Origin of the sequence: Streptomyces sp. NPDC058401, assembly GCF_042722885.1 — a bacterium.
Taxonomy (GTDB): Bacteria; Actinomycetota; Actinomycetes; order Streptomycetales; family Streptomycetaceae; genus Streptomyces.
Genome location: NZ_JBHXKA010000012.1, coordinates 82,607 through 109,436, shown reverse-complemented (window position 1 = coordinate 109,436; position 26,830 = coordinate 82,607). Strand labels below are relative to the sequence as shown.

Sequence of the window (26,830 nt, the reverse complement as noted above, 5' to 3'; positions counted from 1 at the left end):
CCGCCGCGGCCCCCGCGGGCGCGGGCCGGCGCGCCGGGCCTCCGCGCGCCCTACACCGAGGGCAGCGGTACCGGGACGCCCATGATCTCCCGCGAGTGCAGGTTCGGTACGAGCGACAGCCGCCACGCCTGCCAGCCCTCCGCCGGGTCCACCCCGCGCGCCAGGATCACCGTGTAGGACTCCAGGCAGTCCTCCAGCCGCCCGTCCCGCATCGGATGCGGGGCCGCCGCCAGCCGCGCCAGCTCCGTCCGCGCCTCGTCCGGGGCCGCCGGGACCGCGTACGGCAGGAGCGTGCAGCGCAGGAAGCGCGCCCAGTCCTCCCCGCGCCGGTCCCCGTAGGAGATGAACAGCCGCACCGCCTCCTCGCAGAGGTCCAGCGCCTGCGCGGTCCGCCCGTTGCCCGCGTCCACCACCGCCAGCTCCAGGCAGGTCCACGCCTCCCCGTGGGCCAGCCCGATCCGCCGGAAGTCCGCCCGCGCGTCCACCAGCAGCTGGCGGGCGAAGCCGGAGTTCTTCAGGTTCCCCGTCTGCGCCGCCCGCTGGTCGCGCGTGACCCGGCCCGAGTGGTGGCGGGCGTGCGCCAGCCCGTACACGTCCCGCATCCGCGAGAACATCGTGCGGGCCCGCTCCAGTTCCCGCACCGCCCGGTCCCGCTCCCCGGCCTCCTCCAGCGCCTGGCCCAGGTAGTACAGCGTCCACGCCTCGCCGCGCGCGTCCTCCGACTCCCGGTGCCGGGCCAGCGCGTCCCGCAGCCGCTCCAGCGCCGGCCCCGGATCCCCGTCGACCACCCGGGCCCGGCCCAGCTGGGTCAGCGCCCACGCCTGGCCCCGGTCGTCGCGCGTGCGCCCGTACAGCTCCAGCGCCAGGCGCAGCTCCGCCTCCGCGCGCGGCACCTCGCCCAGGCGCAGGTACACCTGGCCGAGCTGCAAGTGCGCCCAGGCCTCGCCGTGCACGCTCTCGCTCTCGCGGTGCAGGACGAGGGATTCGCGCAGCAGCCGCAGGGCCTCCGCGAGGTGTGCGCGGTCGCGTTCCACCGCGCCGAGCGCGTGCAGGCCCCACGCCCGGTCGCCCGCCAGCTCGTCCGGGGCCTGGAGCACGAGCGCCTCCCGGATGCGGGCCGAGGCCTCGGGGAGGTTGCCCTGGTGGTGCAGGGTGATGCCCAGGGAGACCAGGGCCATGCCCGCACCCGCCTCCTGCCGGGCCTCCTTGTACTGGTCGACCAGCGAGGTCAGGGTGGTGCGGGACTTGTCCAGCTCACCGAGCTGGCGGGCCGCGATGCCCGTACGCCACTGCACCGAGCGCACCAGCAGACCCTGGTCGACGGCCTGCGTGAGCTCGTTGATCTCACCGAGCCGGTACAGGTCGCCGCGCAGCAGGCAGAAGTCGCAGAGCGCGCCCAGGAGGTCCAGCACGGCCTGCTGGTCCACGCCCTCCGAGTGCCGCAGCGCCGCCGTGATGAAGCTCGACTCGTCGTCCAGCCAGCGCAGGGCCGCGTCCAGGGAGGCGAACCCGTGCCCGCCGACCGTGCCCGCCTTCGACAGGGCGTTCGCCCGCGTCGACATCTTCCCGTCGACCATCCGGATCACCGAGTCCGCGAGCTGCGCGTACGTACGGATCAGCCGCTCGTGCGCCGCCGAGGCGTCGGCCCGGTCCTCGTCCCGCTCGAGGCGGGCCGCCGCGTACGCGCGCACCGCGTCGTGCATGCGGAACCGGTCCCCGCGCACGTGGTCCAGCAGCCCCGCCCGCGCCAGCTCGCGCAGCAGCCGCCCCGCCTCCGCCTGGTCCGCGTCGATCAGCGCCGCCGCGGCCGCCGCCCCCAGCGAGGCCCGGCCGGCCAGCGTGAGGCGGCGCAGCAGCCGGCGCCGCTCCTCGGGCAGCGCCGCGTACGCCAGATCCAGGGCGGCGTCCAGGGAGGAGCCACCCGGCTCCGGAGCCTGCCCGGCGTGCCCGAGGGGGGCCAGCACGCGCAGCGCCAGCGGCAGGCCCGCGCCGAGCGCGAGCAGCGCCCGTACGGTCTCCTGCGGGTACGGGGCTGCGGGCGCGGCGCCGGCCGGGGGCGGGTCCGTCGCGGCAGGCGCGGCTCCCGGTCCCGCTCCGGGGCCTGCTCCCGGTCCTGCTCCGACTCCTGCCCCCGCTCCCGCTCCCGCGGCGGCCGCGCCTCCGGCGCCCGGCCCCGCGACCGCGACCGCCGCTCCTGCCCCGGCCCCCGACGCTTCCGCGGCCGCCGCCCGGACCAGCTCCGCGGCGGGCTCCTCCGCCAGCCGGGTCACCGGCAGCTGGTACACCCAGGCCGCCAGCTCGGCGGGCAGCTCCAGCGGCTCCCGGGCCGTGACCAGGACCAGGCTCTCGGACCGCTCGGGCACGAGCATCCGTACCTGCGCGGCATCCACGGCATCGTCCAGGACCACCGCCACCGGAGTGCCCTGCACGTGCTGGTGGTACAACTCGCCCAGCCTGCGCACCTGCTGCTCCGCCGACGAGCCCTCGCGGAACAGCAACTGCTCGCGCGGCGCACCGAGCCGGTTCATCAGGTGCAGCAGCGCCTCACGCGTAGGCAGCGGGCTCTCCGCGGCGCCCCCGCCGCGCAGGTTCACCACGCAGGCACCCCTGAACTGGTCCCGCAGCGCCTGCGCGGCATGCAGCGCCAGCGTGGTGCGGCCCACCCCCGGCTCCCCGTGCAGCACCACGACCACCGGACGGGTCTCGGTGCTCGCCCGGGCGCTCTGCACCCATTGCGCGATCCGGGCCAGCTCCGCCCGACGGCCGAAGAACCCGCCCTCCAGCGCCGGGAGTTGACCGAAGGACTGCTCCAGCATCGCCCGCCGGCGCGCCTCGGCGCTGCGATTGGCCCCGCGCAGCTGGAGCGTGGAACCGGCGCCGCCGCCGCTCCCGTTCACCTTGGCCGGGGCCTGCAGCGCCGCCGCCACCTTGCGCTGCTGCTCCAGGAAGGGGCGTATCCCGCGCATCTCCAGCGCCGTCAGCCACTGCAGCTTGAGCTGCTCCGCGCCGCCCGGCCGGCCCTGCTCCCCGGCACGGCGGTTCGCCGCGGGCAGGTGCAGGGCCGTCACCTTGACCACCGTCGCCGTCGCTCCGGCCACGCCCGCGATGGCACCGGCGGTCAGCGCCGTACCGGCGGCCACGCCGAAGGCCAGGTCGGCCACGACCGCGGCAGCGGCCGCAACTCCCGTGACCAGCACCGCCGTCGAGGTGTTCGCGCGCCGGAAGGCCTCGCCGAGCGACTCGTCCCCGGCCGCCGCCTCGTCCAGCGCGTGCGTGTAGGCCTCGTACTCGGCGGCCGCGCTCGCCGCGAGCGAATCCAGCGCCTGCCTGCCGCGCGCCAGCAGCGCCGCCCTGGCCTCCGGAGTACCGGCAGCCCCGCCCGCTCCCCGCCGGGACTCCTCCTCCACGGCCCGCCCCAGCAGCCGCTCGGCCTCACCGCGATGACTGTCCCGCATCGGCAATCCCCCTCAGAGAGCTCCGGCACCGTGCCACAAGTGTCCGTCGGGACGGTCGCGAGCGCGAGGGAATCTGAGCTAGTTCAGAGGGAGTTGGCCATCAACCGATCGCTTGAGGGATGCCGGTGGGCAGGCGCTGGGGATCCTCCGGACCGCGTGTGGGGCCGGTGGCCCTGCTCCTGCCGCGAGCGGCGCGGCCACCTGGACCCGAACACGAGGCGCCTGGACGGCTGATCTTGGGTCGTTACGGGTGGGGCGGTAATGAGCAATGGTGGTCCATGGCGGCCAATTTCGCACACTAGTGACCTTTTCGCGCATCCATGCGACTTGTGGGGCTACCGTCATATCTGTGCAGCTCCGATATAACTACCGGATATACCCGGATACCTCACAGCAGGCCGCATTGGCGCGGGCGTTCGGATGTGCCCGTGTGGTGTGGAACGACTGTCTGCGTGCCCGGAAGAAGGCGTATGAGGCGGGGCTGGCCTATCCGACTTCGGCGGTGATGTCCAAGCTCTGCATAACCCAGGCGAAGCGCACCAAGGAGAGGTCCTGGTTGGCCGAGGTGTCTGCCGTCGTACTGCAGCAGTCGCTTCGAGACCTCGATGCTGCGTTCAAGTCCTTCTTCGATTCGGTCGCGGGCAAGCGCACGGGGAGGAGGGTTGGCCCTCCACGGTTCAAGTCGAGGAAGGAAAGCCGGCAGTCCATTCGCCTCACCTCCGGTGCCTTCGGGGTGAGGGGCAATGGGCGCTGCATGTGGCAAGGGTGGGTGACCTCAAAGTCGCATGGTCGCGGGTCCTCCCGGCGGAGCCCACGTCGCTGACGATAGTCAAGGATTCGACAGGCCGGTACTTCGCGAGTTTTGTGGTCGATGTGGATGTAGATGTCCTGCCAGAAGTGGGTGGTGAGGTCGGTATCGATCTGGGTCTGGAGACGTTCGCGGTGCTCTCTGACGGCACCAAGGTCAAGACCCCGAGGTTCCTGCGTCGTGCGGAGAAGAAGCTCAAGAGGCTGCATCGGGAGCTGTCGCGTAAGGCGAGAGGTTCGAGGAACCGGTCCAAGGCGCGGATCAAGGTGGCGAGGCAGTATGCGCGGGTGGCTGACCAGCGCAGGGACTGGCATCACAAGGTGTCGACACGGATCATCCGCGATAACCAAGCGGTGTACGTGGAAGATCTCGCGGTGTTCGGCCTTGCGCGCACCCGGCTAGCCAAGTCGGTTTACGACGCAGGATGGTCGACGTTCGTGGGCATGCTGGAGTACAAGGCTGCCAAGCAAGGCAGGTACTTCGGGAAGATCGGGCGCTTTGAGCCGACCACGCAAGTCTGTTCTCTGTGTGGACACAGGGGAGGGCCCAAGCCTCTCAATGTCCGGGAATGGACCTGTGAGCCGTGTGGGGCCGTCCACAACCGGGACGAGAACGCAGCGATCAACACCCTGGCCGCCGGACGGGCGGACAGGCTAAACGCCTCGTGGAGCGCGGGTAAGACCGGGCCGAGAGCCTGGCGCAGCGCGATGAAGCAGGAAGCCGCCGAGACGGTCGTTTGACCGTGGCAGGAACCGTTGGCCCGTGGGTCGAGGGGTGCGTCAAATGAACGAGCACTTCGTGATGATGCGACCACACCGGTCGTTGCGGGGAGTGCTGGAGCGGTCGGGTTCCATGCGCGATGTGGCAGATCGCGCGCGCAGGCTTGCTGCGCATAGATTTGGCCCATGTCGAACCGCCTCGCGAACGAGACCTCCCCGTACCTGCTCCAGCACGCCGACAACCCCGTCGACTGGTGGCCCTGGTCCCCGGAGGCCTTCGCGGAGGCGCGGGAGCGTGGGGTGCCCGTGCTTCTCAGCGTCGGATACTCGAGCTGTCACTGGTGCCATGTCATGGCGCACGAGTCCTTCGAGGACGAGCTGGCGGCCGCCTACCTCAACGAGCACTTCGTCAACGTCAAGGTCGACCGTGAAGAGCGGCCCGACATCGACGCCGTCTACATGGAGGCCGTGCAGGCCGCGACCGGGCAGGGCGGGTGGCCCATGACCGTGTTCCTGACGCCCGACGCCGAGCCCTTCTACTTCGGGACCTACTTCCCGCCCGAGCCCCGGCACGGGATGCCCTCCTTCATGCAGGTGCTCGAAGGCGTGCGCACCGCGTGGGTCGGGCGGCCCGAGGAGGTGGCGGAGGTCGCGCAGCGGATCGTACGGGACCTCGCGGGGCGGCAGCTCGACTACGGGAAGGCCGGCACCCCCGGGCCCGAGGAGCTCGGGCAGGCGCTGCTGGGGCTGGTGCGGGAGTACGACGCCACGCGCGGCGGGTTCGGCGGGGCGCCGAAGTTCCCGCCGTCCATGGTGCTGGAGTTCCTGCTGCGCCACCATGCCCGGACCGGGTCCGAGGGGGCGCTGCAGATGGCGGCCGACACCTGCGGGGCCATGGCGCGGGGCGGGATCTACGACCAGCTCGGGGGCGGGTTCGCGCGGTACTCCGTGGACCGGGAGTGGGTCGTTCCGCACTTCGAGAAGATGCTCTACGACAACGCGCTGCTGTGCCGGGTCTACGCCCACCTGTGGCGCACCACCGGGGACGAGCTCGCCCGGCGGATCGCCCTGGAGACCGCCGACTTCATGGTCCGGGAACTGCGCACCCACGAGGGCGGCTTCGCCTCCGCACTGGATGCCGACAGCGAGGATCCGGCGACGGGCAAGCACGTGGAAGGGGTCTACTACGCCTGGACTCCCGCCCAGTTGCGCGAGGTGCTGGGGGAGGAGGACGGGGACCTGGCCGCCGCCTGCTTCGGGGTGACGGAGGAGGGCACCTTCGAGCACGGCATGTCGGTGCTCCAACTGCCCGCCCAGGGACCGGACATCGGTGACGAGCGGCTCGCCGGCTTCAAGGAGCGGCTGCTCGCCGCGCGGCAGGCGCGGCCCGCGCCCGGGCGGGACGACAAGATCGTCGCCGCCTGGAACGGGCTGGCCATCGCGGCGCTCGCCGAGTGCGGGGCCTTCTTCGACCGGCCCGACCTGGTCGAGCGGGCCACGGAGGCCGCCGACCTGCTGGTCAGGGTGCACATGGACGGGATGGCCCGCCTCGCGCGGACCAGCAAGGACGGGCGGGTCGGGACGAACGCCGGGGTGCTGGAGGACTACGGCGACGTCGCCGAGGGGTTCCTGGCGCTGGCGGCCGTCACCGGGGAAGGGGTCTGGCTGGAATTCGCCGGGTTCCTCGTCGACCTGGTCCTGGCCGGGTTCACCGCCGAGGACGGCTCGCTGTACGACACCGCGCACGACGCCGAGCAGCTGATCAGGCGCCCGCAGGACCCGACCGACACGGCGGCCCCCTCGGGCTGGACGGCCGCCGCCGGCGCCCTGCTCTCGTACGCGGCGCACACCGGCTCGCAGGCGCACCGCACGGCGGCCGAGCGTGCGCTCGCCGTGGTGCACGCGCTCGGGCCGCGCGCTCCGCGGTTCATCGGGCACGGGCTGGCGGTCGCGGAGGCGCTGGTCGACGGGCCGCGCGAGGTCGCGGTGGTGGGTCATCCGGAGGATCCGGCGCGGGCGGAGCTGCACCGGGTCGCGTTGCTGGCGACGGCTCCCGGGGCGGTCGTGGCGTCGGGTCTGCCGGGGGCGGCGGACGGCAGTGGCGGGGAGTTCCCCCTTCTGGCCGAGCGCACGCTGGTGCACGACCTCCCGACGGCGTATGTCTGTCGACATTTCGTCTGCGCGCGGCCTACGACCGATCCGGTCGAGCTGGCTGAGCAGTTGGGTACGGTTCATCCCTGAAAGTAGGGGAGTAGCGTCAATTCCGGTTGTATCAAGGTCAGTTCGGCAACGTGGTTTTTATCTCGAAAGCGCCTGAGCGTCATGTTCGCTGCCTAATCTCATGACTTCGGAGTCACCGATCAGTCACTGTCGGCGCCAGAGCGCGCCGGGGCAGTAGCGCGCACCGGGGGTTGCGCACGCGGGGGGAATCGGGGGGCGGGGCGAGTGCGGCGGGCTGGGGAGCCCGCCGCGCGACGCCCGTCCCCCGGGGGGTTCGGGGATCGCCGCATGGGGTTGCGGCACGTCTGTGGGGGACGCTTTGTTCATATCCGTGTTCATTTGTGTCGTATCGCTCGCGCTCTTCTGGATGGCGGCGTTCACGCTCTGGTGGCAGATGCACGCGTGGCGGACGCCCGAGACGCTCGCCTCGACCCGGTTCGACCGCCCCGACGGCGGCGGCCGGCTGGCCTTCTCCCTGCTGCTGCCCGCCCGCCACGAGCAGGCGGTCCTGGAGCACACCATCGAGCGGCTCCTGGAATCGAGCCACCGCGACTACGAGATCATCGTGATCGTCGGCCACGACGACCCCGGGACCGCGGAGGTGGCCGAGCGCGCCGCCGCCCGAGCGCCCGGCCTGGTGCGCGTCGTCACCGACCACCACGAGGTCAAGAACAAGCCGAAGGCGCTGAACACCGCCCTCCCGCACTGCCGGGGCGACATCGTCGGGGTCTTCGACGCCGAGGACCAGGTCCATCCCGAGCTGCTGTCCCACGTGGACCACGCCTTCCGCGCCACCGGCGCCGACGTGGTCCAGGGCGGGGTCCAGCTCATCAACTTCCACTCCAGCTGGTACAGCCTGCGCAACTGCCTGGAGTACTTCTTCTGGTTCCGCTCCCGGCTGCACCTGCACGCGGAGAAGGGCTTCATCCCGCTCGGCGGCAACACCGTCTTCGTGCGCACCGAGGTGCTGCGCGAGGCCGGCGGCTGGGACCCGAACTGCCTCGCCGAGGACTGCGACCTGGGCGTGCGGCTGTCCTCCGTCGGCAAGAAGGTGGTCGTCGCCTACGACTCGGACATGGTGACCCGCGAGGAGACCCCGGGCTCCCTGGTGAGCCTGCTCAAGCAGCGCACCCGCTGGAACCAGGGATTCCTCCAGGTCTACCGCAAGAAGGACTGGCAGCAGCTGCCCGGCCGCGGCCAGCGCTGGCTGGCCCGGTACACGCTCATGACCCCCTTCATGCAGGCCACGTCCGGGGTCGTCATCCCGGTGAACTTCGCCGTCGCCGTCTTCCTCGACGTGCCCGTGGGCGTCGCGATCGTCACCTTCCTGCCGATGATCACGGCGATGGTGACCTTCGTCTTCGAGGTGGTCGGCCTGCACGACTTCGGCCGTCAGTACGGGCTGCGCGTGCGCTTCACGCACTACGTCAAGCTCGTGGTCGGCGGCCCGTTCTACCAGGTGATGCTGGCCGGCGCCGCGATCCGCGCGGTCTGGCGCGAGCAGCGCGGACGGAGCGACTGGGAGCTCACCAGCCACACCGGAGCCCACCTCGCCGCCCCGACCGCCCCGACCAGCCCGAGCAGCCAGAGCAGCGCGACCGCCCCGACCAGCCCGACCAGCCCGAGCAGCCCGAAGACCCTCACCCGAGAGGACAGCCACCGGTGACCGCCACCCTGCCCACGGCCACTGATCCCGCGGCCGGTTCGACAGCCACTGCTCCCGCCACCACTCCCGCCGCCGCTCCCGCCACCGTTCCCGCCGCCGCTCCCGCCGCCGAAGTCCTCATCCCGCGCCAGCGGACCGGCGGCCTCGGGGTCCGACCGGCTGCGCCGGCCCGGCCGCTCGTCCGGTTCCGCTCCTCCCGTCCCGATCTGCTGCTGTGCGGTGCGCTGCTGCTCGCGATCCTCCTCGTGCAGGGCTGGAACATCACGAACTTCCCCACGCTCAGCGACGACGAGGGCACCTACCTCGCGCAGGCGTGGGCCGTCCAGCAGGGCAAGGGGCTGGCCCACTACACCTACTGGTACGACCATCCCCCGCTCGGCTGGATCCAGATCGCGGGCCTGACGTACCTGCCGTCCCTGTTCGTACCCGACGCGATGACCGTCGCACCGATGCGGTTCTCGATGCTCGCCGTGTCGGCCGCCAGCGCGGTCCTGCTGTACGTGCTGGCGCGCCGGCTCTGGCTGCCGCGCTGGGCGGCCGGTCTGGCCATGGGTCTGTTCGGGCTCTCCCCGCTCTCCGTCGTGCTCCAGCGGGAGATCTTCCTCGACAACATCGCCGTCATGTGGATGCTGCTGGCCTTCTGCCTCGCGGCGTCCCCCAGCCGCCACCTGTGGCACCACTTCGCCTCCGGCCTGGCGGCCGCCACCGCCGTGCTGACGAAGGAGACGATGCTGGTGGTGCTCCCGGCGCTGCTGGTGACGATGTGGCGCCACAGTCACCGCGACACCCGCAAGTTCGCCGTCACCGGAGCCGTCACCGCCTGCGTGCTGATCGGGGTGACGTACCCCCTGTACGCACTGCTCAACGCCGAGCTGCTGCCCGGCTCCGGACACGTCTCCCTCATCGACGGGATCGTCTACCAGATGGGCCGGGCCGGCTCCGGCTTCATCCTCGACCCCGGCTCCGGCTCGCACGGGGTCTTCGAGTCCTGGCTGTACTACGACACCGTGCTGCCGCTCGGCGGGCTGGCCGGCGCGGTGCTGCTCCTCGTCACCATCCGGTGGTCGGTCACGGCCCGGGCGCTCGCGGGCCCGGCGCTGGCCGTGGTCATCCTCGGCCTGGTCGCGCTGCGGCCCTCCGGCTACCTCCCGGCGATGTACGTGATCCAGGCGCTGCCCTTCCTGGCGCTGGTGCTCGCCGGGGGCGCGGCCAGCGTCACCCACGCCGTGCTGCGCCGCCGCCGCGCGCCGGGGGAGCGGCGCGCCCTGGCCTACGGGCGGTGGGCGCTGGTCGGCGTCCTGGCCGCCTCGGCCCTCGTCTACCTCGTCCCGCGCTGGTACGACGGCAACCGGACGGCGCTCACCGTCGACGCGAACGCCCCGTACCGGCAGGCCGCGGCCTGGCTCGGGAGCGAGGTGCGCGAGCCCGCCACGACCCGGGTGCTGGTCGACGACGCGCTGTGGCTGGACGCCGTCCACCACGGCTTCGATCCGGGGCTGGGCGCCATCTGGTTCTACAAGGCCGACCTGGACCCGGCGGTCACCAAGACCCTGCCGGGCGGCTGGCGGGACATCGACTACGTGGTCTCCTCGCCCACGGTCCGGCGCGACGCGGCCCAACTGCCCAACGTGAAGGCCGCGCTGGAGCATTCGACGCCGGTCGCCGTCTTCGGCGAGGGCGAGGACCGCATCGAGATCCGCCGCACGGACCGGCCGGCCGACAGCCACACCGCCCCTACCGCCAACGGGAGTTGATCCGGCATGAGCGAAGACCTGTGGGCCCCGCATGCGCCGCACGTCCCGCATGCCCCGCACCTGCCGGAGGGAGCCGTCGAGGCGCCCGCCCCCGGCAGTGTCACCCTGATCATTCCGACCTTCAACGAGGCCGGAAACATAGCGGAGTTGCTGAGCAGGCTGGCCGCCGCGCTGCCCGCGCACCTGCCCGTGTCGGTGCTGTTCGTCGACGATTCCACGGACGACACCCCGGCCGTCATCGAGACGGCCGCCCGGGAATGCGCCTTCCCGGTGGAGGTCCTGCACCGCGAGAGCCCCGACGGCGGGCTCGGCGGGGCCGTCGTGGCGGGGATCGGGCGGTCGGACACCGACTGGATCGTCGTCATGGACGCCGACCTCCAGCATCCGCCCCACCTGGTCCCCGAGCTGGTCGGGGAGGGGGAGCGCACCGGCGCCGACCTGGTCGTGGCCTCCCGCTACATCGCCGGGGGCAGCCGGGCCGGGCTCGCCGGGAGCTACCGGATCGCGGTCTCGCGCGGGGCGACCTGGCTGACCAAGGGGCTCTTCCCGCGCGCCCTGCGCGGGATCAGCGATCCGATGAGCGGGTTCTTCGCGATGCGCCGCTCGGCGGTCACGCAGGAGGCGCTGAAGCCGCTGGGCTACAAGATCCTGCTGGAACTGGCCGTGCGCTGCCGCCCGGCGCGGGTGGCCGAGGTGCCCTTCGTGTTCCAGGACCGCTTCTCGGGGGAGTCGAAGTCCACCGCCCGCGAGGGCCTGCGCTTCCTCACCCATCTCGCCTCGCTGCGTTCCGCGACCCCGCTGGCCCGCATGATCGGCTTCGGGCTGATCGGGCTCTCCGGCTTCGTCCCGAACCTGGCCGCCCTGTGGATGCTCACGCACACCGGCATGAACTACCTGGTCGCCGAGGTGGTGGCGAACCAGGCCGGGGTGCTGTGGAACTTCCTCCTCATCGAGACCCTGCTGTTCCGCGACCGGCGCCGGCACCGCCACTGGGCCGACCGCCTCGGACGCTTCACGCTGCTGGCCAACGCCGATCTGCTGCTGCGGATCCCGCTGATCGCGGTGTTCGTCGGCACTTGGGGCTTCGGGGTGCTGTCCGCGACGGCGCTGGCTCTGGTCACCACCTTCGTCCTGCGCTTCGCGGCGACGGAGGCATTCGTCTACCTTCCGCGCAAGACGGGCCGCACGCACACGAGTTGAGTCGTACGACGAGTCGTACGACGAGTCGTACGACGAGCCGCACGACGAGCCGCACGAAGGGATGCTCCCCATGGAGAGGAAGATCCGGCGCAGGGCAAGGGCAAGGTGGCGGGCCGCCCTGCCGGCCGTCGGGGCGATGATCGCGGGCCTGCTGCTGACCGCACCGCAGCAGGCCACGGCCGGACCGCCCAACCTGCTCACCAACCCCGGTTTCGAGACCGCCGGTCCGGCCGGCGCCGACATGCCGTCCTGCTGGTCGAAGTCCGGCTGGGGCGACAACGACTTCACCTTCGCGACCGTCGCCGACGCGCACTCCGGCACCAAGGCCATGAAGGTCTCGCTCACCCGCCGGGTCGACGGCGACCGCAAGGCCCTGGTCACCGAGAACGGCACCTGCGCCCCGACGGTCGTGCCGGGCCGCCAGTACGACCTGTCGGCCTGGTACAAGTCGAACACCCCTGACGTGTCGGTGACCGTGTTCCGCCACGACACGACGGCCGGCTGGCAGTACTGGACCGATCTGCAGAATCCCCCCGTCAGTGCGGCGTGGGCGCGCACGGCGGTCCGTACGCCGGCGGTCCCGCCCAATACCGACAAGATCGTGTGGGGCCTGTCCGTCTACGGGGTGGGCACGCTCACCACCGACGACTACGCGCTGGAAGAGGTGGGGGTGACCCCGCCGCAGCCCACCTGCACGGGTACGGCGACGGAGTGCGCGAAGGGCGCGTGGCAGGTGATCGCCGCCAAGAACCCGGTGCGCTCCATGCACGCCGTCGTGCTGAAGAACGGCAAGGTGCTGCTGATCGCGGGCTCGGGCAACGACATCGCCCAGTTCAACGCGGGCACCTTCACCTCCGCGGTCTACGACCCGGCGAACGGCTCGTTCAAGACGATCCCGACGCCCGTGGACATGTTCTGCTCCGGCCACGTCCAGCTGGCCGACGGCCGGGTGCTGGTGATGAGCGGCAACAAGGGCTACCCCTCGGCCGACGGCACGATCGGCTACCAGGGGCTGAAGGACTCGTACACCTTCGATCCGGCGACCGAGAAGTACACGAAGACGAACGACATGAACGGCGGGCACTGGTACCCGTCGGCGACCGTCCTCGGCAACGGCGACGTGATCACCTTCGGCGGGCTGAAGGAGGACTCCACGGGCAACGTGACCGCGGAGAAGTTCTCGGCCGCGCAGAACAAGTGGCTGCCGATGAACGAGGTCAACCAGACCTGGTCGTACTGGGGCCTGTACCCGTCGATGATCCTCATGCAGGACGGCCGGCTCTTCTACTCGGGCAGCCACACCTTCGGCAACGGAACCCAGGGCACCGGCTCCTCCGTGTACGACTACGGCGCCAACACCATCACCGACGTGCCGGGCCTGCGGGGCAAGGACCAGCGCGACGAGTCGGCGAGCGTGCTGCTGCCCCCGGCGCAGGACCAGCGGGTCCTGACCATCGGCGGCGGCAACAACGAGTCCAACCCGGCGGCGAACCGGCTCACCGACATCATCGACCTGAAGCAGCCGAGCCCCGCCTACACGGCCGGCCCGGACCTGCCCCAGGGCCTGGTCGACCAGGGCGCGGGCAAGCGCCCGCAGACCGGCGCCGAGGGCAAGATGTACGTGTCCGCGGTGCTGCTGCCGGACGGCAAGGTGCTGGAGACCGGCGGCGCGCTGCACGACCGGGCCGACCCGGTGTACGAGGCCTCGTTCTTCGACCCGGTGACCAACACCTACCAGCCGGGGCTGGCCACCGACCCGATCCCGCGGACCTACCACTCGGCTTCGTTCCTGATGCCGGACGGCCGCGTCATGTCGGTCGGCGACAACCCGGGCAACGGCACGTACAACAACAACGTGTCGATCTACACCCCGCCGTACCTCTTCAAGGGGGCGCGTCCGCAGATCACTTCGGTGATCGACAACCAGTGGGTGTACGGGGACACGCAGCGCATCACCGTCAACCGGGCGGTCGCCAAGGCGGAGCTGATCCGGCCGGCCGCGGTCACCCACTCCTCGGACCCGAACCAGCGGTTCGTGGACCTGCCGCTCACGGTCGTCAACGGCACCACCGTCGACCTGAACGTCACCAGCAACCCGAACCTGGCGCCGCCCGGCTGGTACATGCTCTTCGCGGTCGACGCGAACGGCATCCCGTCGATCGCGCAGTGGGTGCACCTGGGCGGCCCCTCCGCCCTGGCGGCCGAAGCCGAGCCCCCGACCGCGCACGAGCACACCTTCGCCGCCGAGCTGGCGGCCCCGAAGCAGAATCCCGCACGGCGGGACTCGGCCCCGGTGGCCCCGAGCGTGGCCGGCTGCGACCGGCACTACGGCACGGCCAACGTGTGCGTGCCCACGCGGTTCCCGGCGGAGGTGAAGGCGACGACGAAGTCCCGCTGCGACTGGCTGGCCGCCCACAAGTACCCGGCCCGCCTGAAGGTCAACGGCAGCGACCCCCTCCGCCTGGACCCGGACGGCGACGGCTACGCCTGCACGTAGGCGCACGCAGGTGCGCGTCCCAGGGGTGGTCCGGGCCCCTGGGACGCGTGCCGTGCGTCAGGCCCGACTGAGCCGGATCACCGGGATGTCCCGGTCGGTCCCCTGCTGGTACGCGTCGTACCGCGGGAACACGGCGAGCAGGAGGGGCCAGACCCTGGCCTTCTCCTCCGGGGGCAGCACCTCGGCCCGGGCCCGGAACCGCTCGCCCAGTACCCGTACGTGCACCTCGGGGTCGGCCTCGATGCTCGCGAACCACAGGGGGTGCCGGTCGGAACCTCCGTTGGAGGCCACGATCAGGTGGCTGTCCAGCTCCTCGGCGTAGATGAGCACGGTGCGGTGCCAGCCGCCGCTGACCCGGCCCCGGTAGTCCAGCAGCAGGCAGGGCGAGCCGTTCATGTCGGTGTCCCGCGTGCCGCCCGACTCCTCGTACCGAACCGCCTGGTCGCGCACGTGCGGGTTGGGGCTGAGCTTCACGGCGGCCGGGTCGTAGTCGGACATGTGGATTCCTCTAGTGCGAGTAGGCGGCCATCGAGATGCCCACGTAGTGGGCGACGAAGGCGGCCAGGGTCAGGGAGTGGAAGACCTCGTGGAAGCCGAAGAAGCGCGGTGAGGGGTTCGGGCGCTTCATGCCGTAGATGACGCCGCCGACGCTGTAGAGGAGGCCGCCGACGATGACCAGCACCAGGACGGCGATGCCGCCGGTGCGCATGAAGTCGGGGAGGAAGAAGACCGCCGCCCAGCCCATCGCGATGTAGCAGGGCGTGTAGAGCCAGCGCGGGGCGCCGACCCAGAAGACGCGGAAGGCGATGCCGGCCGCGGCCGCGATCCAGACCGCCCACAGCAGGGTCCGCCCGGTGGAGTCGGGCAGCAGCAGCACGGTCAGCGGGGTGTACGTGCCCGCGATGATCAGGAAGATGTTGGCGTGGTCGAGCCGCCGGAGGATGGCCTCGCCGCGCGGGCCCCACGTACCGCGGTGGTACACGGCGCTGACTCCGAAGAGCAGGCACGCGGTGAGGACGTACACCCCGCACGCCACCCGGGCCCGGGTCGAGTCGGTGAAGGCCATCAGGACGAGGCCGGCGATCACCACGGCCGGGAACATGCCGGTGTGGAGCCAGCCGCGCATGAGCGGCTTGGTCTCCTGATCGGCGGTTTCGACCATCGGAGCGGCCACGGCAGCGGCGTCGGAAGTCATGGCGGACATGCTACCTACGGTTGCGTAGGTTTCCGTTAGTGCGCTTTACGGAAGATTGACCGGAGTGGCGATGCTCACGTGAGAGGCCCCCTGGACATATGCGCACACGCACCGGATGATCAGATGAGTGCGGTCGACACCGGATGAGCGGAGCGCGAAGCGTCCGGGTCGCGGCCCCCACGGGGCAATCACAAATCAAACCCCTCAACAAGGAGCGATCGTGGCGCGCGACATCGCGGCTGGCACCACTTCCGACGTCCCCACCAAGCACCAGGAGCTCGTGTCCTGGGTCGGTGACATCGCAGCCCTCACCCAGCCTGACCGCATCGTCTGGTGTGACGGCTCGGAGGCCGAGTACGAGGCCCTCTGCGAGGAGCTCGTCTCCAAGGGCACCTTCAAGAAGCTGGACCCGGCCAAGCGCCCGAACTCGTACTACGCCGCCTCCGACCCCTCCGACGTCGCGCGCGTCGAGGACCGGACCTTCATCTGCTCCGAGAAGGAGGAGGACGCGGGCCCGACCAACCACTGGAAGGCCCCTTCCGAGATGAAGGAGCTCTTCGCGGGCAAGGGCGAAGAGGGCGGGATCTTCCGCGGTTCCATGAAGGGCCGCACGATGTACGTCGTCCCCTTCTGCATGGGCCCCCTGGGCTCCGAGCTCTCCGCGATCGGCGTCGAGATCACCGACTCCGCCTACGTCGCGGTCGCCATGCGCACCATGACCCGCATGGGCCAGGCCGTCCTCGACGAGCTCGGCACCGACGGGTTCTTCGTCAAGGCCGTCCACACCCTCGGCGCCCCGCTCGCCGCGGGCGAGGCCGACGTGCCGTGGCCGTGCAACACCACCAAGTACATCTCGCACTTCCCCGAGACGCGCGAGATCTGGTCCTACGGATCGGGCTACGGCGGCAACGCCCTGCTCGGCAAGAAGTGCTACGCCCTGCGCATCGCGTCCGTCATGGCCCGCGACGAGGGCTGGCTCGCCGAGCACATGCTGATCCTCAAGCTCACCCCGCCGCAGGGCGAGTCCAAGTACATCGCCGCGGCCTTCCCCTCCGCCTGCGGCAAGACCAACCTCGCCATGCTGGAGCCCACCATCCCCGGCTGGACCGTGGAGACCGTCGGCGACGACATCGCCTGGATGCGCTTCGGCGAGGACGGCCGCCTCTACGCGATCAACCCCGAGGCCGGCTTCTTCGGCGTCGCCCCCGGCACCGGCGAGCACACCAACGCCAACGCCATGAAGACCATGTACGCGAACACCGTCTTCACCAACGTCGCGCTCACCCCCGACGGCTCCGACGTCTGGTGGGAGGGCATGACCGAAGAGGCGCCCGCCCACCTGATCGACTGGAAGGGCAACGCCTGGACCCCGGAGAGCGACACCCCGGCGGCCCACCCCAACGCCCGCTTCGCCGTCCCGGCCTCGCAGTGCCCGACGATCGCCCCCGAGTGGGAGGACCCCAAGGGCGTCCCGATCTCCGCGATCCTCTTCGGCGGCCGCCGCGCCTCCGCCGTACCGCTGGTCACCGAGTCCTTCGACTGGAACCACGGCGTCTTCATCGGCTCGAACATCGCCTCCGAGAAGACCGCCGCCGCCGAGGGCAAGGTCGGCGAGCTGCGCCGCGACCCCTTCGCCATGCTGCCGTTCTGCGGCTACAACATGGGCGACTACATGGGCCACTGGGTCGACGTGGCCAAGGACAAGGACCAGGCCAAGCTCCCGAAGATCTACTACGTGAACTGGTTCCGCAAGAACGACGCGGGCAAGTTCGTGTGGCCCGGCTTCGGCGAGAACAGCCGCGTCCTGAAGTGGATCGTCGAGCGCCTCGACGGCGCCGCCGAGGGCGTGGAGACCCCGATCGGCATCCTGCCGACCGTCGCCTCCCTCGACACCGACGGCCTGGACCTGCCCGCCGCCGACCTGGAGTTCCTGCTCACGGTCGACAAGGAGGTCTGGCGCGACGAGGCCTCCCTGGTCCCGGCGCACCTGAACACCTACGGCGACCACACGCCGAAGGAACTGTGGGACCAGTACGAGGCGCTCGTCGAGCGCCTGGGCTGATCCCCGGTCCCTCCCCCCGCCGGGCGACCGGCACCACCGAACTCCTGCGGCCGGCTGTCCCCGGCCACGGGCTGACGCGGGATTCCCCGATCTAGGTTTCCCTGCGGCCTTCCAAATAGGTCGTGTGCGTCTGCTGACGGCGGGCCTCCGTTTCACGGAGGTCCGCCGTCATGCGTTCCGCCTCCTCGCGCAGCAGCGTCAGCTGCCGCTCCAGGTGGCGCTCGGGCGATTCGCCGCCCGCCGTCAGCCGGGTCCACCACCGGGTCCGGTTGTAGGTGTCCACGCACTCCGGCACGTCCGTGCGGATGGCCCGGGTCAGCGCGTGCACCGCCTCCGGGTCGGCGGCCAGCACGCCCGCCACCCAGCCCGGCTCCAGCATCGCCGCGTACAGGTCCAGCAGCCCGGTCAGCACCCCGGCGGGCTCCGAGGGCAGGTCCACCTCGCCGACGTACTCCTGGAGCCGCGCGAAGTCCTCCCGTACGAAGCCCAGCTGCTCGGCGGGCTCCGGCGGCACCGGCGGAGCCGGCACCTCCGGCGGGGCGACGAGCGCGCCCGCCCCGTACAGCCCGGCGACCACCAGCGGCCAGTACGTGCCGGCCACCCCGGTGAGGGTCAGCGCCACCCCGACCAGCCCGCAGGCGCTGCCGGCCAGGTTCTTCTTCGATTCGACGTAGGTGAGGAGACGCGGGCCGAGAGCCCTGCCGGTAGCCCTACTGGTAGCCACGGATCTCCTCGAAGGCTCCGTCCAGCGAACCGTTGCCGTCGGTGGCGTCGAAGAGCCGCCCGCCGGTCAGCTCGGTGATGTGGGCGAGTTCCTTGCGGTCCGAGTCGCCGAACAGCACCGCGAAGACCGGGGTGTGCTTCTGCGCCTCGGGCAGCCCCGCGTAGAAGGCGTCGAACTGCTTGGCGCCGGCGCCCGCGGTGTTCTCGCCGTCCGTCATCAGCACGATCGAGGTGAAGGCCTCCGCGTTGCCCTTGCCGAGCTGCTGGTACGCCGCCTCCAGGCTGCTGTAGATCGCCGTGCCCCCGTCCGGCCGCAGCGACTTCACGTCACCCCGGATCGCGTCCAGGGCAGGTCCGGCGTTGCCCGGCTCGACCGTGTGCGTCAGGACCTTCTTCACCTTGTCGCCGAAGGGCAGCAGCGTGACCTCCTCGCGGTCCCGGAACCGCTCCCCGGTGCCCGAACTCCCGGTCCCCGTCAGGTCGGTGAGCGCCGACTTCAGCCGGCCGATCCGGTCCTCGTCGGCCATCGACCCCGAGGTGTCCAGCACGTACACCGTGCGCGAGGGGCGCCTCAGTTCGTTCTCGTAACTGGCCAGCAGACCGTCCGCCACCGACCGGGTGCCCGGGAAGGGGAGCTCGCGCCGCTTGTCCGGGTTCAGCCCGGCCGCCGGGGTCACCCCGGCCGCGACGGGCCGCCGGAAGGTCTGCTCGGTGATCGCCTTCTGCGCCTCGGTGCCCCGCAGGTACTCGGTCAGTGCCCGCCCCGACTCGCGGGCCCCGGCCGGGGCCGAGGTCAGCAGGGTCAGCGGGTAGTGGGCCGTGACCACGCCGTCGAGCGGCCGGATCACCGTCAGGTCCGTCTTCGCGTCCCGGTTCATGGACAGCAGCACCGACTCGTAGTTCACCAGCGCGTCCACGTCCCCGCGCTGGGTGTACGCCGAGGCCAGCCAGCCCGAGGAGCCCGAGGTCAGCTTCTGCCCGGTGAAGAACCCCTTCAGCATCGGCTGCGCCTTCGCCACGTCGGCGTCGGTCAGCGCCGCCTGTGCGCCGGAGAGGCCGGAGGCCACCGAAATCAGTGCGGAGAAACCGGAGTTGGAACGCACCGGGTCGGTCATCCCGTACGTCAGCTTCCCGGCGGTCACGGCCTCGTGGACCGCCGACCAGGTCACCGACTCGGGCTTCCAGCCGAGCCGCGCCAGGGCCTCGGGCTTCACGCCGAGGGCGACGGGCGAGGACATCACCGGGGTCTCGCTCGACAGCTTGCCCGCGGCCTCGGGCCGCAGCCGCAGGTAGTCGTTGGAGGACAGCCAGACGGCGTCGTACGTGCCGTCCGCCTTGCCGGAGGCGATCTGCTCGACCGCGTCGAGGGTGCCCGACATGGTCAGCTCCACGCCGACCCCGGTGGCGGCCTTCGCGGCCTTCAGCACCTCGTCCATGTCGGACAGCTCGCTGGAGGCCAGGATGCGGAGCTTGCCCTCCTGGTAGGCGGTCTGCTTCGGCTTCGGGTGGTCGGGGTTCTCCGAGCACGCGCTCGCCCCGAGCAGGGTGGCGGCGAGGGCCACCGCCGCGGCGAGCCGTCTGCGCATCACGGCGCTGCGGATGCTCATGCCGTTCATCGGTCGTTACCGCCTTCCAGGGCGCTCGCGGTACGGGTGCGCGCCAGGTACGCGGAGGCGTGCTGGAGTTCGCCGGTCAGGGACTCCACGGTGGCGGCCATGCTCTCGGTCGCCTGCACCTTGAAGGTGTCGATGGTGTCGAGCGTCTTGTAGATCTGGGCGAAGGCCGTCCGCAGCGTCTCCGCGCCCACGGCCGGGTCGGCGGCGATCCGCTGGATCTCCCCGCTCTGCGTGGACAGCATCTCCGCATTGCCGCGGATCAGGCCCTCGGTGGTGTCGCGCAGGGTGTTGATCTGCTTGATCACCTCGCCCTGGGTGTTCAGGGCCTGCGCCAGCATCACGGCGATCCGCAGCGCGGACACCGTGGTCGTAGCGGCCCGGTCGACGCCCTTGATCAGCTCTTCGTTGTTGCGCCGGACCACGTCCATCGCCAGGTAGCCCTGCGCGCAGACGGCCAGCTGGGTCAGCAGGTCCTGGTGCTTCTGCCGTACCGGGAACAGCACGTCCACGCGCAGTGCGTCGGCCTGCTGCGGATCGCTCTGGCCGGCGATCCGCTGCTCGACGGCCGCGTCCAGGGCCTCGGTGAGCACCGCGTACTCCTGGAGCTTGCCCATGGTCTCCCACAGGCGGGCCCGCTCGGTGTGCAGGGCGGCGTTGTCGCGGCGCAGCTCGTCCTGGCCGCCGCGCAGCGCGCCGACGATCCGGTTGAGGGTGGTCTGCGAGGAGGCGTACCTGGCCACGTGGTCGCGGAACTTGTTGCCGCCGGGCAGCTTGGAGAGCAGCTTGCGCACTCCCTTGGTGGTGCCTTCGCTCGGATCCAAGTCCTCCACCGTGCGGCGCAGTTCGACGAGCGAGCCCGCGACACGGGCCTGGGCGTCGCCGCCACCGTCCGTGCCGAGGGAGCGCACGGCCCGCTCCAGCATGCGGTTGGACTGCTGGGCGGCGCCGCGGATGTCGGCGGCGCCGAGGCCGGTGATCTCCCCGATGCGGGTCGCGAACTCGGGGGAGCGGCTGTCGATCCCGGCCAGCGAGCCGACGTACTCCCCGGCCCGGCGGGCCATCTCCTCGCGCACCCCGTCCTGGAGCGGCACCAGGCCGGAGGCCTGCTCCCGCTTGACGGGGGCCACGGGTTCGGGGGCGGTGAGCACGAGCGGGCTGTCTTCAGGTGGTGTCAGTGTCATGGTGTGGTCCCCCTATCCCTTGGCGCGCGCGGCCAGCGCCATCAGGACCTTGACGGTCGGTGCGCCGACCTGGCGGATGCCGGTCAGTCCCGGGTTGAGGTACGCGGTGTGCGGCGCGGTGGCGGTCGTGAACTCCGCCACCCCCTCCGTCGGCCGGAACCCGTGGCGGACCACGAGCGAGCGCAGCTTCGGATCGGTGGCCAGCAGGGAGCCGAGCTCCCTGGCCTTCTCGCTGATCGGCACGAAGGTGTGCGGGGAGTTGACGGTGGTGTCGGGGTAGAGCACCACCATGTCGCCCGGATTCTGCTTCTGCTGGAGCAGGCTGGCCACCTGGGACTCGTAGGCCAGGATCAGCGGTTCGCCGCTGCCGCTGATGAAGGAGCGGAAGGGGTCGTCCGTGCTCTGCTCCAGGGCGCCCTGGACGGAGATCAGCTTCTTCATCAGGGGTGCGGTCCGCTCGATGCCGGCGTCGTCGGAGACGACGGTCGCGTTGTTGGCGACGTTCGAGGCGGTGGCGAGGAAGAGCGCGCCCGAATTGGAGGTGGTGGGGTCGGTGGTCTTGACGAACACCGTGCCCGCCAGCTCGGGGTAGGCGCTGGTCCCGCCCTGGAGCTGCTGCCACGTCCTGTCCTCGGCGGCGGCCTTCAGGAAGGGGCCGAGGAGGAGGGTGCCGGTGTTCTTGCCGGTCGTCTTCGCGAGGCCGTGGTCGGCGAGGACCTTGGCGGCGTTGGCGCGGGCGATGACCACGAGCGGGGAGAAGAAGGGCTTGCTGTTCTGAGCGCCCTTCACCCCGGCCGCCGCCTCGATCTCCGTGGCCGGCTCACTGCTGCTGGGGAAGGCGAAGTCGAATTCCTTCAGGGCGAGTTGGTCCATCGCCCAGGAGCCCGAGGTTTCGGTCTTCACGGTGTAGCCCTTGTCCGCAAGGGCCTTGACGACGTCGGGGTCGCGGAAGAACTCGGACTTCTCCGAACCGATGACGCCACGCACGGTCTTCGTTGCCGTGCCCTCCGGCTTCTTTCCTCCGATGGCGATGGCGGCTATCACGCCGCCCACCAGGAGGATCGCCAGGGCGATTCCTAGGATGCGTCTCACGGGTGCAGAGTGCTCGCGGAAACCCACATTCCGCGCGGAGTTGAGTGAATGCGAGGTGACGAGGCGGTCCCACTTCGAAATGCTGTGTGGGCCCGCGGGTGCTGGTGAGCGGGGCGGGCGGCCGGGAGGATCGTGTCATGGGCGTGAGCGCGTTGAAGTGGCAGGGCTGGTTGGTCGCCCTGGTGTTCGTGGCGGGACTGCTGGTCTTCGCCCCGCTGGGGCTGTACGTGTGGGCGGGCGGGCGGCCCGCGGGGCGGCCGGTGGGGGCCGCGCCGGACGACGTACGCATCACCGGCTGCCGGATCGACCCGACGAGCCGGCGCGTGGTCGCCTCCGTCGAGGCGGTCAACGGCTTCCCGGAGCCGGGGGCTTACGTGGTCACGGTGGAGTTCCGCGAGCAGCCTGCGGCGCCGGGCCCGGACCGGTCCGCGATGGGCCCGCAGGTACTGCTGAAGGTCCCGGGTGTCCGCCCGGCTGCGATGGAGCGAGCGGAGGCCGTCGGTCCGGTCTGGCCTCCGGCTGCGACGCCTTGGTGCGGCATCGCCGCTGTTGACTTTGCCCCGGACCCACCCTTCGCCCGTTCCCTGGGGCTTCGCCCCAGACCCCACGCCTCAAACGCCGGCGAGGCTGGATGGGCATCCTCAGCCCCGCCGGCGTTTGAGGCGCGGGTCCGGGCGGAGCCCGGGGAACGGGCGAAGGGCGGGTAGGGGACAAAGCCCCGCAGGGCCCGGCCCCGCCGTGCAGGGGCGGTGTGGCCGCAGGGGCGTACGGGTGCGGGCGGAGAGGGGTGCGGGTTCAAGCCCCGCAGGGTGTGGCGCCCGGTCCGGAGCCTCCGCGGCCCCGGACCGGGGCCGTCAGTGGGCGCCGACGAGGTCGAGCGCGGCGGCGTGCGCGTCCATGCGCTCGGCGGCGAGGATCGCGACCGTGGTGTCGGCGCGGGATGCGGCGACGAGCAGGGCGCGGGCGGCAAGATCGTGGGCGCGCTGGTGCAGCGCGGCGGCCTCGGCTCCGGGCTCCCGGCCGGCGCGCCGGGGCGCGCGGGCGGGCTGGGAGCCGCGCAGGCGGGTCACCTGGGCGGCGATTCCGGCGGCGGCTTCGTCGAGGCCGAGCTCGTCGGTCACGGTGAGCAGCGCGGCGAGGTGCCCGGCGAGCTGGATGTCGAGGGCTTCGGCGCGGCTGCTGCGCGGGTAGTCGCTGCGGTGGGCGCCTATGCGGGGGTCGACCGCCTTGGTGCGAATCGGCTCGTACATGGAGGCCTCCTGCGTGGTCAGGAGACCATCCTACATTGGATCCGTTCTAAAGTTGAGTTCAATCTCGTTCACGTGTGTCGGGTTGAATGTGTCTCGAATCCACCTTGTGGTGGCCGGGGAGCGCGATCACGCTGCTGCTTTCGGTATCCGTACTGGTGAACCCATTGCGGGCCGACGTTCGTGATGTTCAGAGTGGGTGGGTATGGCAGGGGTTGGGGACATGTCAGGCGTGTCGAATGGGTCGGGCATATCCGAGGTAGGGGTAGAGGTAGAGGTAGAGGTAGAGGCAGTGGTCAGGAGCGATGCGGCGCTCCTGGAGGAAGACCTGGCGGCCTTTCTGGCCTCGTTGACCACCGCGCCCGCGCGGCCTGGTCCGGGCTCGTCCGGGTCGGTATCGCTGTACGACGCGGTGCTGGGGCGTTCCCTGTACGGGCCGGTCGCGGACGCGGTCGGCTCCAAGGTGGGCCAGGAGGCGCTGGCGCCCACCGCGGGAGCGCCCGCGGGCCGGGCCCCGCTGCGGCCCTCGATGGTGTTCTGGGCCTACCGCAACTACCGGGGCTTCCCCGGAGGGGCCGGCGAGGAGGCCACCGCGGCGGACCTGGCCGCCGTCCGCCGTGCGGCCGTGGCGGTGCGCGTGCTGCTGAAGGCCGCGGTCGCCCTCGACGACATCCAGGACGGCAGCGGCATCCGCTACGGCGAGCCCGCCCTGCACGTCACCCACGGCATCCCGCTCGCCCTGAACACGGGTTCCCTGCTGATCACCGCGGCGCTGGAGCACGCGGCCGAGCCGGCCGTGGTGCAGAGCCTGCTGGAGTCGGTCCGCCGGGGCCTCACGGGCCAGGCCGTCGACGTCTCCACGCGCACCGCGCTCACCCGCGCCGAGCTGGTGGCCGCGCCCCTCGGCGAGCGGATCGCCTTCTGGGAGTCGATGGCCGCGCTGAAGACGGGCACGCTGTTCTGGATGCCGCTGGACGCGGCGGTGGCGGCCCTGGGCGTCGTGGAGGACGAGCGGCGGGTCCTGGACGAGGCCATGCGCGACCTGGGACTGGCCAGCCAGCTGTTCAACGACCTGACCGACTTCGTGCCCGAGTTCGGGGGTCGCAACACCCACGAGGACTTCGGTCAGCTGAGCAACCGGGTCTTCCTCGAACTGCTCGACTCCGCCCCCGCGGACCTGCGCGCGTCGGGCGAGCTCGTGGGGGCGCGGCTGAAGGAGTTCGTGCTCGGCCACCCCGACCTGCGCGAGACGCTCCTGCGCCTCGCGGCGCAGGCGGTGGAGCTGAAGCGCTCCTCGATGGAGGCGGTGCGCGGGGTGTGCCGTTCCGAGGAGAGCGCCCGCTACTTCGACGTGACGATCGAACGCAAGGGCCACCTCATCGACCGACTGCACGCCACGCTGCTGAAGGGTGATGACGCATGAGCCCCACGGAAGGCCACACGGTGGTCGAGCGGATACGGGCGAGCACCCGCGGTTGGCACGAGGACCTGGAGGGCACGCCCTTCTCCCGCGCCATGCTCGCCGGAACGCTCCCGCTCGACCGGTACGTCGACCAGCTCGCCGCCTACCGCACGGTCCTGGAGGCGCTGGAGGGCGCACTCTCCCGCGCCACCGACCCGTGCGTCGCCTCGGTGTGGTCGGCGGACCTGGTCAAGCTCCCCTGCATCGACCGCGACCTGATGTACTTCGCCGAGGACGGGGTGTTCCCGGCGTCCACCGCGGCCGCGGCGGCGGAGGCCTTCGCGCGCGAGATCCGCGGCGCCGTGGCCTCGGACCCCCTGGCCCTGCTCGGGTTCCTCTACGTACTGGAGGGCTCCACGCTCGGCGGCATGATCCTGCGCCGGTACGTCGCCGAGGCCTACGGGCTGCGCGACACGGACGGCGTGGCGTACTACGCCAGCGGTGACCGCGAGCGCTGGGCCGGCTTCACGGCGCGGCTGAACGGGGCGCTCGCCGGTCCGGGCGAGCAGGACCGGGTGCTCACCGCCACCGCGCGGGCCTACCACCACGTCGCCGCGATCTCCGTGGCGCTGTCCACCGGACTGCCCGCAGCCCCGTAGAACGGCGCGGCCCCCGCGCGCGGCCCGTGTCTACGGGGCTGCGGGCGGGGGCCGTTCAGCTTCTGCGTGCTCCTACGGCTGGCTGTAGCCGTCGAGGAAGTTGCCGATCCGGGTGACCGCGTCGGCGAGGTCCTTGGCGTTGGGCAGGGTCACGATGCGGAAGTGGTCGGGCTCGGGCCAGTTGAAGCCCGTACCGTGCACGACCATGATCTTTTCCTCGCGCAGCAGGTCGAGGACCATCTGCCGGTCGTCCTTGATCTTGTAGACGGACGGGTCCAGCTTCGGGAACAGGTACAGCGCGCCCTTGGGCTTCACGCAGGTGATGCCGGGGATCTGCGTCAGCAGGTCGTACGCGGTGTCGCGCTGCTCCAGGATCCGCCCGCCGGGCAGTACCAGGTCGTTGATCGACTGCCGGCCGCCGAGCGCGGTGGCGATGGCGTGCTGGGAGGGCATGTTGGCGCAGAGCCGCATGTTCGCCAGGATCGTCAGGCCCTCGATGTACGACGAGGCGTGCTTCTTGGGCCCGCACACCGCCATCCAGCCGGACCGGTACCCGGCGACGCGGTAGTTCTTGGAGAGCCCGTTGAAGGTGAGCGTCAGCAGGTCCGGCGCGATGGCGGCGGTGTTGGTGTGCGTGGCTCCGTCGTAGAGGATCCGGTCGTAGATCTCGTCCGAGCAGACGACCAGGTTGTGGCGGCGCGCGATGTCCGTGAGCCCGCGCAGCATCTCGTCGCCGTAGACGGCGCCGGTCGGGTTGTTCGGGTTGATGATCACGATCGCGCGGGTCCGGTCGGTGACCTTGCGCTCGATGTCGGCGAGGTCCGGCATCCAGTCGGACTGCTCGTCGCAGCGGTAGTGCACGGCGGTACCGCCGGCCAGGCTCACGGAGGCCGTCCACAGCGGGTAGTCCGGCGCCGGGACGAGCACCTCGTCGCCGTCGTCGAGCAGCGCCTGCATCGACATCTGGATCAGCTCGGAGACCCCGTTGCCGATGTAGATGTCCTCGACGTCCAGGTCGATGCCCTTGGTCTGGTAGTGCTGCATGACCGCACGGCGCGCCGAGAGCAGGCCCTTCGCGTCCCCGTAGCCGTGGGCGTTGCCCAGGTTGCGGAGCATGTCCTCAAGGATCTCCGGCGGGCACTCGAAGCCGAAGGCCGCGGGGTTGCCGGTGTTGAGCTTGAGGATGCGATGACCTGCTGCTTCGAGCCGCATCGCCTCTTCGAGCACGGGGCCGCGGATCTCGTAGCAGACATTGGCGAGTTTCGTTGACTGGATCACCTGCATGACGGGAGCTTACGGGTCCGGATGCGGGCGCGCCCCGCTATTTGACCCGG

General features: G+C 71.3%; 20 protein-coding genes. 11 read left to right on the top strand and 9 right to left on the bottom strand.

Annotated elements, in window-relative coordinates:
- Window positions 1–50: 50 nt before the first annotated feature.
- A complete protein-coding gene (locus tag ACFWNV_RS06955) occupies window positions 51–3,455 on the bottom strand; it encodes a tetratricopeptide repeat protein (RefSeq protein WP_383941684.1) in 3,405 nt (1,134 codons plus the stop codon).
- Between the two features lie 268 nt (window positions 3,456–3,723).
- Between ACFWNV_RS06955 and ACFWNV_RS06950 the strand changes: the two genes are divergently transcribed.
- The 7 genes from ACFWNV_RS06950 (at window position 3,724) to ACFWNV_RS06920 (ending at window position 14,319) form a co-directional block, all read left to right on the top strand.
- Window positions 3,724–4,278: an RNA-guided endonuclease InsQ/TnpB family protein gene (locus tag ACFWNV_RS06950; protein WP_383941681.1), complete on the top strand. Its 555-nt coding sequence runs from the start codon at window positions 3,724–3,726 to the stop codon at window positions 4,276–4,278.
- Entirely contained in the window at window positions 4,221–5,003 is a 783-nt protein-coding gene (locus ACFWNV_RS06945) for an RNA-guided endonuclease InsQ/TnpB family protein (RefSeq protein ID WP_383941678.1), read from the top strand. Before ACFWNV_RS06950 ends, ACFWNV_RS06945 begins: the two co-directional genes overlap by 58 nt.
- 165 nt (window positions 5,004–5,168) lie before the next feature.
- Window positions 5,169–7,223 (top strand): thioredoxin domain-containing protein, encoded by a 2,055-nt coding sequence (locus ACFWNV_RS06940; protein WP_383941676.1) that lies wholly within the window; start codon window positions 5,169–5,171, stop codon window positions 7,221–7,223.
- A 298-nt stretch (window positions 7,224–7,521) separates the two neighbouring features.
- On the top strand, window positions 7,522–8,868 hold the full coding sequence (locus ACFWNV_RS06935) for a glycosyltransferase (protein WP_383941673.1): 1,347 nt from the start codon (window positions 7,522–7,524) through the stop codon (window positions 8,866–8,868).
- The gene (locus ACFWNV_RS06930; RefSeq protein ID WP_383941670.1) at window positions 8,865–10,622 is read left to right on the top strand and encodes an ArnT family glycosyltransferase; all 1,758 of its coding nucleotides are present in this window, start codon (window positions 8,865–8,867) and stop codon (window positions 10,620–10,622) included. The genes ACFWNV_RS06935 and ACFWNV_RS06930 overlap by 4 nt, the downstream gene beginning before the upstream one ends.
- Before the next feature lie 6 nt (window positions 10,623–10,628).
- Window positions 10,629–11,822 carry a glycosyltransferase gene (locus ACFWNV_RS06925; protein ID WP_383941667.1) on the top strand — a complete coding sequence of 398 codons (1,194 nt, stop codon included), beginning with the start codon at window positions 10,629–10,631 and terminating at the stop codon, window positions 11,820–11,822.
- Window positions 11,823–11,958: 136 nt separating this feature from the next.
- Window positions 11,959–14,319 carry a galactose oxidase-like domain-containing protein gene (locus ACFWNV_RS06920; protein ID WP_383941698.1) on the top strand — a complete coding sequence of 787 codons (2,361 nt, stop codon included), beginning with the start codon at window positions 11,959–11,961 and terminating at the stop codon, window positions 14,317–14,319.
- A 57-nt stretch (window positions 14,320–14,376) separates the two neighbouring features.
- Here the strand turns inward: ACFWNV_RS06920 and ACFWNV_RS06915 are convergent, their stop codons facing one another.
- Window positions 14,377–14,817, bottom strand: coding sequence for a nitroreductase/quinone reductase family protein (locus tag ACFWNV_RS06915; RefSeq protein ID WP_383941664.1), 441 nt, complete (start codon window positions 14,815–14,817; stop codon window positions 14,377–14,379).
- Window positions 14,818–14,827: 10 nt separating this feature from the next.
- Window positions 14,828–15,514: a hemolysin III family protein gene (locus ACFWNV_RS06910; protein WP_383941661.1), complete on the bottom strand. Its 687-nt coding sequence runs from the start codon at window positions 15,512–15,514 to the stop codon at window positions 14,828–14,830.
- Window positions 15,515–15,734: 220 nt separating this feature from the next.
- On the opposite strand from ACFWNV_RS06910, the gene ACFWNV_RS06905 reads away from it, so the two are divergent.
- Window positions 15,735–17,576 (top strand): phosphoenolpyruvate carboxykinase (GTP), encoded by a 1,842-nt coding sequence (locus ACFWNV_RS06905; RefSeq protein WP_383941659.1) that lies wholly within the window; start codon window positions 15,735–15,737, stop codon window positions 17,574–17,576.
- Window positions 17,577–17,667: 91 nt separating this feature from the next.
- Here the strand turns inward: ACFWNV_RS06905 and ACFWNV_RS06900 are convergent, their stop codons facing one another.
- From ACFWNV_RS06900 to ACFWNV_RS06885, 4 genes are read right to left on the bottom strand one after another with little or no spacing between them, the layout of a single operon-like run.
- Window positions 17,668–18,300, bottom strand: a complete 633-nt coding sequence (locus ACFWNV_RS06900; protein ID WP_383941656.1) for a hypothetical protein — start codon at window positions 18,298–18,300, stop codon at window positions 17,668–17,670.
- Window positions 18,287–19,906: a substrate-binding domain-containing protein gene (locus tag ACFWNV_RS06895; RefSeq protein WP_383941653.1), complete on the bottom strand. Its 1,620-nt coding sequence runs from the start codon at window positions 19,904–19,906 to the stop codon at window positions 18,287–18,289. Before ACFWNV_RS06895 ends, ACFWNV_RS06900 begins: the two co-directional genes overlap by 14 nt.
- Window positions 19,907–19,911: 5 nt before the next feature.
- Window positions 19,912–21,096, bottom strand: coding sequence for a toxic anion resistance protein (locus ACFWNV_RS06890; RefSeq protein ID WP_383941650.1), 1,185 nt, complete (start codon window positions 21,094–21,096; stop codon window positions 19,912–19,914).
- Between the two features lie 12 nt (window positions 21,097–21,108).
- Window positions 21,109–22,188 (bottom strand): hypothetical protein, encoded by a 1,080-nt coding sequence (locus ACFWNV_RS06885; RefSeq protein WP_383941646.1) that lies wholly within the window; start codon window positions 22,186–22,188, stop codon window positions 21,109–21,111.
- Between the two features lie 143 nt (window positions 22,189–22,331).
- Between ACFWNV_RS06885 and ACFWNV_RS06880 the strand changes: the two genes are divergently transcribed.
- Window positions 22,332–22,895: a hypothetical protein gene (locus ACFWNV_RS06880; RefSeq protein WP_383941643.1), complete on the top strand. Its 564-nt coding sequence runs from the start codon at window positions 22,332–22,334 to the stop codon at window positions 22,893–22,895.
- A 147-nt stretch (window positions 22,896–23,042) separates the two neighbouring features.
- Here ACFWNV_RS06880 and ACFWNV_RS06875 read toward each other — a convergent pair whose 3' ends face one another.
- Window positions 23,043–23,438 carry a hypothetical protein gene (locus tag ACFWNV_RS06875; protein ID WP_383941640.1) on the bottom strand — a complete coding sequence of 132 codons (396 nt, stop codon included), beginning with the start codon at window positions 23,436–23,438 and terminating at the stop codon, window positions 23,043–23,045.
- Window positions 23,439–23,727: 289 nt separating this feature from the next.
- Here ACFWNV_RS06875 and ACFWNV_RS06870 point away from each other — a divergent pair, with 289 nt between their 5' ends.
- Together ACFWNV_RS06870 and ACFWNV_RS06865 are read left to right on the top strand one after the other, a co-directional pair.
- On the top strand, window positions 23,728–24,858 hold the full coding sequence (locus ACFWNV_RS06870; RefSeq protein WP_383941637.1) for a polyprenyl synthetase family protein: 1,131 nt from the start codon (window positions 23,728–23,730) through the stop codon (window positions 24,856–24,858).
- On the top strand, window positions 24,855–25,496 hold the full coding sequence (locus tag ACFWNV_RS06865) for a biliverdin-producing heme oxygenase (RefSeq protein ID WP_383941634.1): 642 nt from the start codon (window positions 24,855–24,857) through the stop codon (window positions 25,494–25,496). Before ACFWNV_RS06870 ends, ACFWNV_RS06865 begins: the two co-directional genes overlap by 4 nt.
- A gap of 72 nt (window positions 25,497–25,568) precedes the next feature.
- Here ACFWNV_RS06865 and ACFWNV_RS06860 read toward each other — a convergent pair whose 3' ends face one another.
- Complete coding sequence (locus ACFWNV_RS06860) at window positions 25,569–26,780, bottom strand: pyridoxal phosphate-dependent aminotransferase (RefSeq protein WP_383941631.1); 1,212 nt, start codon at window positions 26,778–26,780, stop codon at window positions 25,569–25,571.
- Window positions 26,781–26,830 lie beyond the last annotated feature (50 nt).

Excerpts from the sequence above, each read along its gene's own strand:
- ACFWNV_RS06890 (WP_383941650.1), bottom strand. The coding sequence starts at position 21,096 with ATGACACTGACACCACCTGAAGACAGCCCGCTCGTGCTCACCGCCCCC.
- ACFWNV_RS06865 (WP_383941634.1), top strand. The coding sequence starts at position 24,855 with ATGAGCCCCACGGAAGGCCACACGGTGGTCGAGCGGATACGGGCGAGC.
- ACFWNV_RS06950 (WP_383941681.1), top strand. The coding sequence starts at position 3,724 with ATGGTGGTCCATGGCGGCCAATTTCGCACACTAGTGACCTTTTCGCGC.
- ACFWNV_RS06895 (WP_383941653.1), bottom strand. The coding sequence starts at position 19,906 with ATGAGCATCCGCAGCGCCGTGATGCGCAGACGGCTCGCCGCGGCGGTG.
- ACFWNV_RS06875 (WP_383941640.1), bottom strand. The coding sequence starts at position 23,438 with ATGTACGAGCCGATTCGCACCAAGGCGGTCGACCCCCGCATAGGCGCC.
- ACFWNV_RS06920 (WP_383941698.1), top strand. The coding sequence starts at position 11,959 with ATGATCGCGGGCCTGCTGCTGACCGCACCGCAGCAGGCCACGGCCGGA.
- ACFWNV_RS06860 (WP_383941631.1), bottom strand. The coding sequence starts at position 26,780 with ATGCAGGTGATCCAGTCAACGAAACTCGCCAATGTCTGCTACGAGATC.
- ACFWNV_RS06940 (WP_383941676.1), top strand. The coding sequence starts at position 5,169 with ATGTCGAACCGCCTCGCGAACGAGACCTCCCCGTACCTGCTCCAGCAC.
- ACFWNV_RS06915 (WP_383941664.1), bottom strand. The coding sequence starts at position 14,817 with ATGTCCGACTACGACCCGGCCGCCGTGAAGCTCAGCCCCAACCCGCAC.
- ACFWNV_RS06955 (WP_383941684.1), bottom strand. The coding sequence starts at position 3,455 with ATGCGGGACAGTCATCGCGGTGAGGCCGAGCGGCTGCTGGGGCGGGCC.
- ACFWNV_RS06910 (WP_383941661.1), bottom strand. The coding sequence starts at position 15,514 with ATGACTTCCGACGCCGCTGCCGTGGCCGCTCCGATGGTCGAAACCGCC.
- ACFWNV_RS06925 (WP_383941667.1), top strand. The coding sequence starts at position 10,629 with ATGAGCGAAGACCTGTGGGCCCCGCATGCGCCGCACGTCCCGCATGCC.